Source organism: Rahnella laticis, assembly GCF_015644585.1.
Taxonomy (GTDB): domain Bacteria; phylum Pseudomonadota; class Gammaproteobacteria; order Enterobacterales; family Enterobacteriaceae; genus Rahnella; species Rahnella laticis.
Window position 1 is genome coordinate 188,964 of record NZ_JADOBI010000002.1, and the last position, 12,709, is coordinate 201,672.

At 50.3% G+C, this 12,709-nt stretch carries 13 protein-coding genes and 1 pseudogene; 5 read left to right on the forward strand and 9 right to left on the reverse strand.

The window, feature by feature from the left end; translation table 11 throughout:
* Positions 1-20: 20 nt before the first annotated feature.
* Positions 21-479 carry an acyltransferase gene (locus tag IV433_RS04105; RefSeq protein ID WP_229893200.1) on the reverse strand — a complete coding sequence of 153 codons (459 nt, stop codon included), beginning with the start codon at positions 477-479 and terminating at the stop codon, positions 21-23.
* Between the two features lie 165 nt (positions 480-644).
* Between IV433_RS04105 and IV433_RS04110 the strand changes: the two genes are divergently transcribed.
* Entirely contained in the window at positions 645-1,448 is an 804-nt protein-coding gene (locus IV433_RS04110; protein ID WP_195813127.1) for a hypothetical protein, read from the forward strand.
* 118 nt (positions 1,449-1,566) lie between these two features.
* On the opposite strand, the gene IV433_RS04115 is transcribed toward IV433_RS04110, so the two are convergent.
* The 4 genes from IV433_RS04115 to IV433_RS04130 form a co-directional block, all read right to left on the reverse strand.
* Positions 1,567-1,836: a hypothetical protein gene (locus tag IV433_RS04115; protein ID WP_195813128.1), complete on the reverse strand. Its 270-nt coding sequence runs from the start codon at positions 1,834-1,836 to the stop codon at positions 1,567-1,569.
* A gap of 151 nt (positions 1,837-1,987) precedes the next feature.
* Positions 1,988-3,019, reverse strand: coding sequence for a methionine synthase (locus IV433_RS04120; RefSeq protein WP_195813129.1), 1,032 nt, complete (start codon positions 3,017-3,019; stop codon positions 1,988-1,990).
* A 26-nt stretch (positions 3,020-3,045) separates the two neighbouring features.
* Complete coding sequence (locus IV433_RS04125; RefSeq protein ID WP_195813130.1) at positions 3,046-4,029, reverse strand: DUF1852 domain-containing protein; 984 nt, start codon at positions 4,027-4,029, stop codon at positions 3,046-3,048.
* A 369-nt stretch (positions 4,030-4,398) separates the two neighbouring features.
* The gene (locus tag IV433_RS04130) at positions 4,399-4,644 is read right to left on the reverse strand and encodes a DUF1272 domain-containing protein (protein WP_195813131.1); all 246 of its coding nucleotides are present in this window, start codon (positions 4,642-4,644) and stop codon (positions 4,399-4,401) included.
* Between the two features lie 153 nt (positions 4,645-4,797).
* Here IV433_RS04130 and IV433_RS04135 point away from each other — a divergent pair, with 153 nt between their 5' ends.
* Positions 4,798-5,193 (forward strand): VOC family protein, encoded by a 396-nt coding sequence (locus IV433_RS04135; RefSeq protein ID WP_195813132.1) that lies wholly within the window; start codon positions 4,798-4,800, stop codon positions 5,191-5,193.
* A gap of 52 nt (positions 5,194-5,245) precedes the next feature.
* On the opposite strand, the gene IV433_RS04140 is transcribed toward IV433_RS04135, so the two are convergent.
* Positions 5,246-6,667 carry an MFS transporter gene (locus IV433_RS04140; RefSeq protein ID WP_195813133.1) on the reverse strand — a complete coding sequence of 474 codons (1,422 nt, stop codon included), beginning with the start codon at positions 6,665-6,667 and terminating at the stop codon, positions 5,246-5,248.
* 136 nt (positions 6,668-6,803) lie between these two features.
* On the opposite strand from IV433_RS04140, the gene IV433_RS04145 reads away from it, so the two are divergent.
* Positions 6,804-7,709, forward strand: a complete 906-nt coding sequence (locus tag IV433_RS04145) for a LysR family transcriptional regulator (protein ID WP_195813507.1) — start codon at positions 6,804-6,806, stop codon at positions 7,707-7,709.
* 9 nt (positions 7,710-7,718) lie between these two features.
* Here the strand turns inward: IV433_RS04145 and IV433_RS04150 are convergent, their stop codons facing one another.
* Positions 7,719-9,095: an amidase gene (locus IV433_RS04150; protein ID WP_195813134.1), complete on the reverse strand. Its 1,377-nt coding sequence runs from the start codon at positions 9,093-9,095 to the stop codon at positions 7,719-7,721.
* A gap of 1 nt (position 9,096) precedes the next feature.
* Positions 9,097-9,936 carry an MBL fold metallo-hydrolase gene (locus IV433_RS04155; RefSeq protein ID WP_229893201.1) on the reverse strand — a complete coding sequence of 280 codons (840 nt, stop codon included), beginning with the start codon at positions 9,934-9,936 and terminating at the stop codon, positions 9,097-9,099.
* 92 nt (positions 9,937-10,028) lie between these two features.
* On the opposite strand from IV433_RS04155, the gene IV433_RS04160 reads away from it, so the two are divergent.
* Complete coding sequence (locus IV433_RS04160; RefSeq protein WP_195813135.1) at positions 10,029-10,976, forward strand: LysR family transcriptional regulator; 948 nt, start codon at positions 10,029-10,031, stop codon at positions 10,974-10,976.
* A gap of 23 nt (positions 10,977-10,999) precedes the next feature.
* Here the strand turns inward: IV433_RS04160 and exoX are convergent, their stop codons facing one another.
* On the reverse strand, positions 11,000-11,662 hold the full coding sequence (gene exoX, locus IV433_RS04165; protein WP_195813136.1) for an exodeoxyribonuclease X: 663 nt from the start codon (positions 11,660-11,662) through the stop codon (positions 11,000-11,002).
* A 398-nt stretch (positions 11,663-12,060) separates the two neighbouring features.
* Between exoX and IV433_RS04170 the strand changes: the two are divergent.
* Positions 12,061-12,702 (forward strand): annotated as a pseudogene (locus IV433_RS04170) (enolase C-terminal domain-like protein); the annotation flags it as partial.
* Positions 12,703-12,709 lie beyond the last annotated feature (7 nt).

Sequence of the window (12,709 nt, forward strand, 5' to 3'; positions counted from 1 at the left end):
GAAAGCGGCCTTTTTTACGGCTATAGCAAACGCAGCAGTTTCGCCGGATTCCCCGCGTACACGCCTTTCTCTGTAATATCTTTCGTCACCACGCTGCCCGCGCCGATGACCGCGCCGTCACAAATGGTTACAGCCAGAATGGTCGCGCCGCTGCCGATCGAAACGTGGTTGCCGACCACAATTCTGGCCCATGAATCACGATCCGGATTGGGTTTCCCATCACGGAACATATCGTTAGCAAACATCACGCCGTGGCCGATAAAACATTCCTCACCGACGGTAACGTATTCGCAGATAAAACTGTGCGACTGGATTTTCGTTCCGCGTCCTATTTTGGCGTTTGCCTGAATTTCGACAAAAGGGCCGACAAAAACCGCATCGCCCAGTGTGCAGCCATAGACGTTGGCCGGTTCGATGATCACGACGCCGTTGCCCGTAATCACGTTTTTGACCTGTGCTTTGTGAGATGTGCAGGGCATCCGGTGCTCCTTTAAAATAATCAGAAGGATTCCACTCAACATTTCAGGCATAGTGCCGATGTCTTTTTAGTCTTTTAAAACAGACAATAATTTATACTTTATTGCGGAGTTCGTTTTGTAAGAAACGAATATCACTGAACTCATAAACTTCAGGGAAAATGTGAAATGACAGACATGGATGTAAAAATTGTAGAAGAAAATACGGTGCCTAAGGCGATCAATCGCCTGATCAAGAATGGCTGGGCGGGCGCAGTGGCTTCGGCACTGATCACCGTCGCGCTGGATGTCTATTTCTGGACAAGCGGCGTCAGAAACGTGCTCGTTTATTTAAACCTTATTTATGTGTTCGTAGCCTGTGGTTTGGCATACGGGATTTACCGGCGCAGCCGCACCTGCGCGGTACTGATGCTTCTGCTGTTTGTACTGGATAAAGTCTACGCGCCTGTTGTTTACAGCAGCAGTAACATTCTTTTCTTTGCCATGTTTATGATATTTTTTTCCGGCGGGGTTGTGGGCACTTTCTGGTATCACTCAAAAGCACGTTCGCAGTATGTCAGCAGCACAAAAGTGCTGCTCCTGACGGCGTTGTGTGCAGCCGTCTGCATAGGATTCGTGGCTGGCGTGAAATACCTGATGACCGATTCCCCGCAGAAAGCCTGGCATGAATTCCATCAGCAACTCGATACAGTCAATGCGAAAGGCAGCTTCCCGGTCAGATTGGATTATTACACCGTCCTGCAAAGCGCCGAGCTCAATGACAAAACCCTCATTTATACCTACACAATCGAAAACATCCGCCTTGCCGATATCACCGATGCCCAACTTGAAACTCAGAGCCGGAATAATTTCACGGGGGCCTATTGTGCGGGCAATATGGTGAAGAAATACGGTTTGAAGGTTGAGTACGTGTATACGCAAGGGTTGACTGAAAAATCATATTCCTACAATAAAAATGATTGCATGAATTAAGGCATTGCCGGACAAAGTTTTCGCTATGTCCGGCACCCCGTCACCAGCGGGTAGTTACGGCAAATCTGGGAGAGTCAGCAAAAGTGTTAAGCCGTGATATAAAAGGCCCGGTCTGCTTCTATGTGAACAGGAATTTAATCGTCGATCCCAGAAGATATAAAGCGAATGCGATCTGCAATACCCGGAATAAGCGCCTGACATAGCGCCATTGGTTGCGTTCTCTGGCGTTGGCTTTAGCGATTGAAGCATCGGGGTTTTCTCTTTTTTTCCTTCTTTTCTGTAGCTCAGCATAGCCCCAATAGATAAGAAGAAGAACAACCAATATTTTCATAAGGACTGAGCTTTCTATATTGAAATGTGCTTCCCAATGCCAGTTTGTACTGCTCATTCCTTCTCACCTCTTCGGTTGACTTCGAGGGTTTATAACAAGTAATGACCTTGATATCCATACTTATTGAAAGGTTATTATGCATTCAGACAGAGACTCCGGGTTAAGCAATTTGCATGCTCAACCCGGACGGCGTTCTTTTCAGGCGGGGTTATTTAGCCAGCAGTTCTTTACGGACGATTTCTGCGCCTGCGCTTAACGCATCGAGTTTGCCTCGTGCGACACCGCGCGGTAACGGGATCATGCCGCAGTTGGTGCAAGGGTAGAGTTTATCTGCGTCGACGAACTGCAATGCTTTGCGGAGCGTCGCGGCAACTTCCTCAGGTGTTTCAATGCTATTGGTTGCCACATCAATGGCTCCAACCATCACCTTTTTACCGCGAATGAGTTCCAGCAGTTCGATGGGAACATGCGAGTTATGGCATTCCAGTGAGATAATATCGATATTTGATTTCTGCAGCTTCGGGAGAATCTTTTCGTATTGTCGCCAGTCTGTTCCCAGCGTTTTTTTCCAATCCGTATTGGCTTTAATGCCGTAGCCGTAGCAAATATGAACCGCCGTCTCACATTTCAGCCCTTCAATGGCTCTCTCTAACGTGGCAATGCCCCAGTCATTCACTTCATCAAAGAACACATTAAAAGCGGGTTCATCGAACTGGATAATATCGACGCCAGCGGCCTCTAATTCTTTCGCTTCTTCGTTGAGAATTTTAGCGAATTCCCAGGCCAGTTTTTCGCGGCTTTTATAGTGGTTGTCATAAAGCGTGTCGATCATCGTCATCGGGCCTGGCAGGGCCCATTTGATCGGCTTGTCTGTTTGCTGACGCAAAAACTTGGCATCTTCAACAAATACAGACTTTTGGCGGCTCACCGGGCCAACGACGGTCGGCACGCTCGCATCATAGCGATCACGAATTTTAACGATCTCACGTTTCTCAAAATCAACGCCGTTAAGATGCTCAATAAACGTGGTGACAAAATGCTGACGTGTTTGCTCGCCATCACTGACAATATCAATACCTGCCTGCTGCTGATCTTCCAGACAAAGACGCAGGGCATCTTGTTTACCGTCGGTTAATTCCTGATCTTGCAATTTCCAGGGTGACCAGAGGACCTCAGGTTGTGCCAGCCAGGAAGGTTTAGGTAAACTGCCCGCCGTTGAAGTGGGTAATAACTTTTTCATAATAGATGACCCTGTATTTTGGTTAATCAAAGAACGGAATTAGCAGTCCACTGCTCAAGAATTGCCTGGTAGGGTTTAATGAAATTATCTTCAGTAAACTTTCCCTGCTCGATGGCTAAATGGCTACGTTCTTCCCGATCATAAACAATTCGTGTTAATGAATAATCTTGTTGATTCAGGCTTGGCTGATAGCATATTCCTGCCGCTGAATTCGCGTTATAAATCTCAGGACGGTAAATCTTCTGGAACGTCTCCATCGTGCTGATGGTGCTGATCAGTTCGAGATTGGTGTAATCGCTGAGTAAGTCGCCAGAGAAATAGAAAGCCAATGGCGCAACGCTATTTGCAGGCATGAAATAACGAACCTGTAATCCCATTTTGCTGAAATAGTGATCGGTTAATGAAGATTCATCCTGCTGATATTCGATACCCAAAACAGGATGCACATTACCCGTACGGTTATAGATGTTTTTACTTGAGACACTGAGACAGATCACGGGCGTTTTGGGGAAGTTTCTTTTGTAACTGTCTGAGTTGATGAAATGTTTGAAGATATTCCCGTGTAATTCGCCGAAATTATCGGGAAGGGTAAACTGGTTTTTTCCCTTATTGTGCGCAGAAAGCAGTACGCTAAAATCATAGTCACGTACGTATGAGGAAAAATTATTCCCGACAATACCGTTAATGCGTTCGTTCGTTTTTTTATCAACGATATTCGTTTTTAATATTTCAATGACCGGGAAAGTATCGCTATTGCCTTCAGCGTCAATCTTCAGCTCAACGGAAACAATTTCAAGTTCGACGCAATAACGATCGCCTTTAGGATTATCCCAATGCGCAAGAGAATTGAAACGATTGTCAATCATCACTAAGGCGTTGCGCAAATTCTCCTGGCGTTTCTCACCTCTGGCCAGATTCGCAAAGTTGGTGGTGATACGCGTACTTTCCGAAGGGTTATAATCCTCGTCGAAACGAATGCTCTTAACAGTAAATGCAAACTCTTTATTCATTGTATTCCGGCACCCTGATGTATGAAATATAACCTGATATGTTGCTTGCCTTACAGGAATAAACCTTTTTCGTTTCTGACTTGCTACATCCTGTAGCCTTCAACATATTTACAGATAACAATTATGTAAAATTCTTGTATGCACAATTTATGCCTGAGTCATTGAATGAGGAAAAGTGATTTAATTTCACCGAACATGAACGATGTTCATGATCAGCCATAGGGCAGGAATGCGACAGAGCGCACATTACGATGATTTATGGCGTTGATGCTGAAGGTCAGAGAGGGGAAAGGAACCGGCTGGCAGCTGATTTTCCATCAGGGCACGCCAGCGGCTGAAGCGCTGGCGTTGCCTTGTGCCGGCTAATCATCAGGAAGAAGCACAGCCCGCAGGATTAAATACCCGTGTTGTCGACGCCGGATTATTGGCGAGTTTATTTTCCGGCCTGCGGGGGCGCGCAACCAATTCTCCGCCACAATTCGGGCAGATTCCGCCCAGTTTGGTTTCGGCGCAAGTGACGCAGAAGGTGCATTCAAATGAGCAAATTCTTGCATCAGCTGAAGCGGGAGGCAGATCGGTATTGCAACACTCGCAGCCAGGTCTCAGTTCCAGCATAGAAATTTATCCTCTGTGGGTTTACTTCATGAGCAAGTTTCAATTTTCACCGACGTGTATCGTCGTAAACATAACCTGAAACGGCGGCTTGGGAAAAGTCCCGCGTCGGGATAGCATGCTGTAACAGGAACAAAAATGTTAAGGAGCAATATTTTGAGAATGCAAAAAAGAGGGCTGGGATACGTGGCGATTGTGGTCGATGACTATGATCGCGCCATTGAGTATTACACGGATAAACTCGGTTTTACGCTGGTCGAAGATACGCCGCAGCCGGGAAAACGTTGGGTTGTCGTCACGCCACATCCCGGCAGCGACTGCAATCTGCTGCTGGCGCGGGCTTCAAATGAACGCCAGCAAACCTTCATCGGCAACCAGTGCGGTGGAAGGGTGTTTTTGTTCCTGCATACCGATGATTTCTGGCGCGACTACCACGCGATGAAAGCCAAAGGTGTCACGTTTTGCGAGGAACCTCGCGAAGAAGAATACGGCACCGTCGTCGTGTTCGAAGACCTCTACGGCAACCGCTGGGATTTGTATCAGAATCGCTAATTTTTGCTGATAGCGGCGCGCAATGAGCTTTGCGCGCCGCTATCACGCTTTATTATTTCTCTGCCTGCAAATCATGTCGCTGACCGCGCAACCGGCTCACGCTGATCACAACCGCCAGAATGGTCGCAATCACGGCGACCCACAGGCTCAGTTTTACGGCGTGGGCTTCACGGATCACGCTGTTGGCGGCGTAGATGGACAGGATCACGCCGACGACTGCCGCGCCAAGGCACTGCCCAAAGGTGCGCATAATCGCCAGTACGCCGGAGGCGTAGCCGCTGTGTTCGCGCGATGCATTCGACAGCATTTCGCGGTTATTCGGGCTCTGGAAACAACCGAAACCGAGGCCGCAGACGAAACTTCTCAGGCCGATATCCCAGAATTGCGGATGTTCAGGCAGCTGCGCGAGCAGCAATAATCCCACCCCGAAGACCGCCAGACCGATTGTGGAAATGATGGCGGCCGGATAGCGATCTGCGAGACGTCCTGCGTGGGGCGCGGCGAGAATAATACCCAGCGGCCACGGCGTGAAAAGAAGGGCGGAGACAAACGCGCTGTAACCGTAAACGCTCTGGAACAGAAACGGCAGCGCCACGAAGGTAATTCCCTGGCTGACAAATGAGGCCAGCGAGGTCAGCGCCGCCAGAGAAAAGCGCGGGGAGGCGAAAATGCCGAGCGGCAAAAGAGGTTTTGTCGCGCGGCGCTGACGCCAGACAAACGCGACGCCGGTCAGAATAGCGATCAGTCCGTAGCTGACAGCCGTGGCTAAATCATCTGCACCGGGGCGTGAAAACGCGTCTGCGGCCATAATCAGCGCACCGAGCATCGCGGCGGATAACACCGCACCCGCAAAATCAAACGGCTGGCGTGTGGCTGCCGGATTCGCCGGAATGACGCGCAGCGCGAGGATCATCGCAATAATGCCCAGCGGGATATTAATCGCGAACAACCACTGCCAGCTGAGCGCCGACAAAATCGTGCCGCCCAGAACGGGCGCGATGGCCGTGCTGGTGGCGATAATCAGCGCGTTCAGGCCAAGAATTCTGCCCAGCAGGCGGGTCGGGAAGACGGAGCGTAAAATCGCCGGGCCAATACTCAGCGTGGCCGCCGCGCCGATCCCCTGCAACACGCGCATGAGCACCAGCACATCGAGAGAGGAAGAGAGCGCGCAGCCCAGAGATGAAAGGGTGAAGAGGCCCAGTCCGGCAACGAAAATCGAACGAAAGCCGATATGGCTGGCCATCGCCGCAAAAATCGCCAGCGCCATGGACGCTGAAAGCAGATAACCGTTGGAAACCCACACCGCCGCACCCGCCGAAATATCCAGCGCCCGCGCGATTTGCGGCAACGCGATATTCACCATCGAACCGTCGAAAACCGACATCGTAGCCATCGTCATGACGGCCGCCATCGCAAAACCGCGCTCGCGGCCCGGTAATCCTTCATCGCCGGGTCTGTCTGAAAATAATTCCATAATTAAAACCGTTCTCTCTCACAGGGGATGCAGGAAATATAGCGGGATGCCGGACATAGCGGAAGACGCAGCATTTGCATTGAATACCTGCATCAAACGCCTTCTCTCCGGTTTCATGGCGCGTTACACTGCACGCATGACTGAACCTGACCTGAACTTACTCATTGCGCTGGATGTGCTTCTCGCTGAAAGAAGTGTAGCGGGTGCTGCGCGCCGTCTGGGATTAAGTGCTTCCGCGATGAGCCGTACGCTCAGCCGCCTGCGCTCGACCACAGGCGATCCTTTGCTGGTGCGCGCCGGACGCCAGATGGTGCTGACGCCGTATGCCGAAGAGATCCGCGAACGTGCGCAGAACGCCAGTTTTGAAGCGCGTGCGCTGCTTCGGCCGTCTTCGGCAGAACTCCATTTAGCCCGGCTTGAGCGCACTTTTCTGATCCGCTCTAACGATGGTTTTGTGGTGGCGTTTGGCGCGGCACTGATTGCCGCTGCCGCGCAGGCCGCGCCTTCCGTATGTTTGCGGTTCACGCCTAAACCGGAAAAAACGTCTAACGCATTGCGCGAAGGGCGGGTTGATCTCGAGATTGGCGTCGTCGGCGATATGGGGCCGGAAATCCGTTTGCAGACGTTGTTCCGCGACAGGTTCATCGGCGTGGTGCGCAAAGGCCATCCGCTGGCGCGGAAAAAGGCGCTTACCGCGCAGGAATATGTTTCGTTCGGACACATTGTTGTTGCCCGCCGTAACGGCACGCACGGTCCGGTGGATGACGCACTGGCCGAAGCGGGGCTGAAACGCAAAATCGCCGCCGTGGTGCCGGGGTTTTCCGCCGCGCTGGCGATTGCCCAAAACTCTGATCTGGTGGCGCTGATCCCCGCGTCATTCCTGATTTCTGATCCCGTCGGGCTTCACGCGTTTGAACTGCCGGTGAAAACCCGCGAAATCACGATTTCACAAATGTGGCACCCGCGTTCAGAAGTTGATCCGGCACACCGCTGGCTGCGACAACTGGTGCTGGGCGTTTGCCGCGAAAACGTGCCGCAATGAAAACAGGGACTAAAACGCCGGAGTAGATCCGCACCGGCTAAACACAGACGCTGCTCTAATCAGAATATTTTCATTATTTTTTAATGTGAGCAGCTCCATCCCAACCGGGAAACCATTTTTTGTAAACCCGACAGGGATGCTCAATGCCGGCGCGCCCGTCACCGCTGAAAGTAACGCATTACTTCCTTCCTGCTGCTCTCCAATTTTCACCGGTGGATGACGAACGACGGGATAAATCAAAATATTGATACCGTTTTCGGCGAAAAACCGCTCCAGATCTCCGTAAAGTTGCTTCTGAATTTCCAGCGCCTGAGCGTATTCACCGGAAGATGTACCTTTGTGAAAAGCGCGACTTTTAAATACGGCGTCTAACTGCGGATGATAAAGTTTTGATTCATAAATAGCCTTAAGTGATTTAAATTTTGCTTCAGTTCTGAGGGCCAGAAATTGTTCCAGTGATTCGGCAAATTCATAAGCAATCACATTCGCTTCATTGACCCGTTGTTCAAGGTCAGGAAACTCAACATGCGACACTTTGCCTGCATGGCGGGTGATTTTATCTGTGGCTTGCGTGATTAAATTCCTGATATCGGCATTCTCTGGCGTGGTTCCCGTAAACCACGCGTCCAGCAAACCGGCGCTGATTTCGCCTTTGAAAGGTGCAATCGGATTTCCTGCGAGTATTTCGGCTGCCAGCCACAAGTCTCCGGCATTTCTCACTAACGGCCCGGCAATATCCTGAGTCGGGGATAAAGGCACAATGCCTTGCATTGCGATGCTTCCCCGCGTTCCTCTCAGCCCGTAAAGGTTATTAAACGCCGCAGGGATGCGGACTGAGCCAGCGGTATCTGTGCCGATTGCCAGCGGAACGTAGCCTGCCGCAACCGCCACGGCGGAACCACTGCTGGAGCCTCCCGGAGAGTAGCCCGCGAGTAACGCATTCTGCGTAAAACCGGTTAGTGATGAAGCGCCGGTGATCCCGGCGGCAAGTTCGTGCATCGCCGTTTTGCCCAATAAAATTGCGCCTTCCTGCCGGAGTCTGGTGATCAACGGGGCGTCCTGGCTGGCGATAATCCCTTCTAACGCGACGGATCCGGCCGTGGTGGGCCATCCGGCCACATCGATATTGTCTTTAATCAGAACGGGAATACCTTCCAGCCTTCCCGGAGCCGCACCGCGGGCGCGTTTTTCATCACTGCGGGACGCAGTAAGCCGGGCTTCATCTGCAAATAACCCTGTGATGGCATTGAGTGCAAGCCCGGTTTTATCGGCACTTTCAATGCGTGCAATGGCAAGCTCAACAAGTTCCTGTGAAGTGACGAGCCGATCATCGAGAGAACGCAGCAATGAAATGACAGACGCTTTAGCGTAATCATCCGGTGTCATTCTATTTTTCCTCATAAATTGCTGATGATTTCTGGCCGTGAGTGATCTCCAGAACACGGCCATAAGAAGCGCCCGGGAAATGGGAACTGAACCAGAGCGCGTGATGTTCTTTACACCAGTCTATGGCTTTTATTCTGGATTGTTCCGCCAAAGGCTTATTCTCACAAAATACAGAATTCCAGTGAGGGTACGCAAACTGCACCGGGTTGTGCATGATATCGCCGGTAAAAAGTGCGTATTCCCCGGCGGATTGCAGGGTGATGGAGGCATGGTCGATACTGTGTCCCGGCGTGGGCATAAATTTTAAAATTCCGGCAAAAAGGGGTGAGGCCTGGATATCGATCGTTTCCAATTTCCCGTTTTCTATCAGCGGCAAAATACTGTCCTGATATAACTCGCGTCGCTTTTCATCTTTCTTACAATGTTCTAATTCTGTTTCGGAGCAAATATAGCGGGCATTAGGGAAAAAAGGTTTCCATTTCCCGTCGCGGCCTCCAGTATTCCACCCGACATGGTCAGTGTGTAAATGCGTCAATAAAACATAGGTGACGTCTTCGGGTGAAAATCCGGCCTGTTTGAGATTTTGCAGATAGTTCGTATTCAGCTGATGAAATAACGGAACGTTATTCCTGTTGCGGTGATTACCGGTGGCAGTATCAATAATGATAATGTCGCTGGCGGTTTTAATGACCCAACTATGCACAGAGAGTTCGATATATTTATCTTCATCGTCAGCCATATCACAAAGGTGATCAGGGAACAGCGACGTTAATTTAAATGATGCGGTTTGCTCGGTGATTTTTGAAATTCTACAATTTCCGACCGTTACTGGAATGTGCATATTACTCCCGATAATGTTGGTGGTGTTGATTGTTAACCCGTAAAAGTCGAAGTATGATTATGCTCATATGATTATTCAAATTGATTAAAATAATGAAAGATATCAATGAAAATGATTTTGGTAAAATAGACCTTAACTTATTGATCGTACTGGTCATCATGGTTGACGAACGCAGTGTTACCAACACGGCGAAACGGCTACATCTGGGGCAGCCCGCAATGAGTGCCGCTTTAAAAAGATTGCGTGAGATGTTTGATGATCCGCTTTTTATCCGCACGTCTGAAGGCATGCTTCCCACCTCCCGCGCAGAGAAACTCGTCGCGCTTTTCAGGCCAGCACTTCAAAATTTTCATCGCGCTATTTTCGATTTCCCTGTATTCAATCCGGCTGCCGACAGCTATAACTTTCGTATTGGAATGAGTGACTGGGTTGAACATTGGCTGATGGCGGACTTACTGGAAATAGTCAGTGCCGAAGCGCCGGGAATAACAATCACCGTATTAGCCTCAGACCCTTATAAAGATTTGCAAATGATCAAAGATGATAAAGCGGATGTGATTATTTCGGTCGGAAAGGATCTGACGCAGGAAGCGGGCAGAGAAAATCTGGTGCAATTTGGTTTTAAAACCGTTTGGGACAGAAAGCAGATTGATATTAAAAAACCGCTGAGCATTGATGATTTTATAAAATATGACCATCTTCTGGTTTCGTACAGAGGCGCAAATCAAAGTCTGATTGATAGCCAGCTCGCATTGTCAGAACGCCAAAGAACAGTGAAATATGTCACGCCAAATTTTGCATCACAGCCGCTTATTTTGTCGCGTCTGCCCGTGTTGACGACGGTGCCCGAGGGGTTAGTCGATGTCTGGTGCAAACTCTATCATTTTGATTTCGATGAGGTCCCGGTAGAAACATCAAAGTATCACCTGTCACTCTTGTGGAATAACCGGCGTGAAAAGGAACCGGCTATAGAGTGGATTTTACGCAAACTTAAAGCGCTGATTTTGGACAAAACAAAAAGCATTCATGCTGATGAATGAATGCTTCGCAAAGCCAGAAAACCCTATTGCGCATCCAGATAATGCTTAAGCGTCATCCGCAGGTCGGGAGTTAATTCTTTGATGTTTTTCAGCATCCAGCGCAAATAAGCCGGGTCGTCTTCGGCGATTTCGGCAATCTTCCTGCCGCGATATTTGCCGAACATCATGGTGCTGATCAGCGCAGGCCGGCCGGTGATCGTGACCATTTCTTCCGGCGTCCAGTCGGATTCATCCATGATGCGGATGAGTAACGCGGCAGTGATATAGCAGTCAAAAAGCGCGCGGTGATGGTGCAGTTCCGCCGGGGTTTTCACGTCGAGTTTCAGGGATTTGTACAACGCCATATTGCTGTACTTGATCCCCGGCCACAAACGGCGCGCCAGTTTAACGGTACAAATCCACTGGCCGGGCATTTCAGGCAGCATACGCTGGTCAAAACTGGCGTTATGGGCGACGTAATAAGGGCTGCCGTGGTAGCGGGGAATAACGTCTTCAATCCACGGTTTATCGGCCACCATGGCCTCGGTGATTTTGTGGATTGCCATTGCCTGATGGCTTATCGGGCGATCGGGGCGAACCAGATCGCTCATGGGATTGACGATCCTTCCGTTCTCAATATCAACAGACGCCACTTCCACTACGCCACCCTGCAATCCGCAGGTTTCCGTATCAATAACTCGCAACATATTCCACTCCAGAGACCGCCGGACACGTTCTAAAAACGTTAGCCTAACGGAATGATTTCCTCATGCCCACTTTTCTCATCACCTCTTTTCACAAAAAAATACGCCCCGAAATATCCCACACAGTCCCTCCGCCTATTTCCTGTACAGATCACACTTCGCCCCGCTTTCGTGAAAATGCTCACATCGTCCCGTGCAGATGCCCAAACTTACGCGGATATTTTCGGCTTTTAGCCGTGGCAATGCGCGAATAAACTGGCTAACTTCAATAATGAAACGATATTTTATTTATGTTGGATTGCGGTTTTAACACAATGTGAGTGCGCTCACAAAGCGGGTGAGAACGCAGTCCGGGGGCGCTCTGATGAGCGTTAACTCTCTCAGTAATGGCAGGTATCGCTGTGAAAATAAGTTCTGTTGAAGTCACTGTTTTTACTTATCCGACCCGTCGTGTTTCAGACAGCGCAGGTCATTCGCATCCGGGTGAAGAAAGTCAGGCAAAAATGGCGATGCTGACGATTACCACTGACGAAGGTGATTGCGGATATTCGTTCGCGCCGCCGGAAGTGGTGCGTCCGCACGTCGTGAACGCATTTTTTAGAAAAGTGCTGATTGGCCAGAACCCGTTTGACCGCGAACGTCTGTGGCAGGATCTGGTTCACTGGCAGCGCGGCAGTGCGCATCAGCTGACCGAACGCGCGCTGTCGTTTGTCGAGCAGGCGCTGTGGGATCTGATCGGCCGTAAGCTGAATATGCCGGTACACAAACTGCTGGGCGGATTCCGCGAAAAAGTCCCGGCCTACGGCAGCACCATGTGCGGTGACGAGCTGAAAGGCGGCCTGTCAACGCCGGACGAATTCGGTCAGTTTGCCGAAAAACTGGTGGCACGCGGTTATCAGGCTATCAAGCTGCACACCTGGATGCCGCCGGTGGCGTTCGCGCCGGATCCGAAAATGGACATCAAAGCCTGCGCCGCCGTGCGTGAAGCGGTCGGGCCGGACATCGAACTGATGCTCGACGGTTATCACTGGTACAGCCGCGCAGGAGGGT

What these genes read in the sequence shown, in the direction of transcription:
- IV433_RS04105 (WP_229893200.1), bottom strand. Translation starts at nt 479, where the DNA reads ATGCCCTGCACATCTCACAAAGCACAGGTCAAAAACGTGATTACGGGC.
- IV433_RS04110 (WP_195813127.1), top strand. Translation starts at nt 645, where the DNA reads ATGACAGACATGGATGTAAAAATTGTAGAAGAAAATACGGTGCCTAAG.
- IV433_RS04115 (WP_195813128.1), bottom strand. Translation starts at nt 1,836, where the DNA reads ATGAGCAGTACAAACTGGCATTGGGAAGCACATTTCAATATAGAAAGC.
- IV433_RS04120 (WP_195813129.1), bottom strand. Translation starts at nt 3,019, where the DNA reads ATGAAAAAGTTATTACCCACTTCAACGGCGGGCAGTTTACCTAAACCT.
- IV433_RS04125 (WP_195813130.1), bottom strand. Translation starts at nt 4,029, where the DNA reads ATGAATAAAGAGTTTGCATTTACTGTTAAGAGCATTCGTTTCGACGAG.
- IV433_RS04130 (WP_195813131.1), bottom strand. Translation starts at nt 4,644, where the DNA reads ATGCTGGAACTGAGACCTGGCTGCGAGTGTTGCAATACCGATCTGCCT.
- IV433_RS04140 (WP_195813133.1), bottom strand. Translation starts at nt 6,667, where the DNA reads ATGGAATTATTTTCAGACAGACCCGGCGATGAAGGATTACCGGGCCGC.
- IV433_RS04145 (WP_195813507.1), top strand. Translation starts at nt 6,804, where the DNA reads ATGACTGAACCTGACCTGAACTTACTCATTGCGCTGGATGTGCTTCTC.
- IV433_RS04150 (WP_195813134.1), bottom strand. Translation starts at nt 9,095, where the DNA reads ATGACACCGGATGATTACGCTAAAGCGTCTGTCATTTCATTGCTGCGT.
- IV433_RS04155 (WP_229893201.1), bottom strand. Translation starts at nt 9,936, where the DNA reads ATGCACATTCCAGTAACGGTCGGAAATTGTAGAATTTCAAAAATCACC.
- IV433_RS04160 (WP_195813135.1), top strand. Translation starts at nt 10,029, where the DNA reads ATGAAAGATATCAATGAAAATGATTTTGGTAAAATAGACCTTAACTTA.
- exoX (WP_195813136.1), bottom strand. Translation starts at nt 11,662, where the DNA reads ATGTTGCGAGTTATTGATACGGAAACCTGCGGATTGCAGGGTGGCGTA.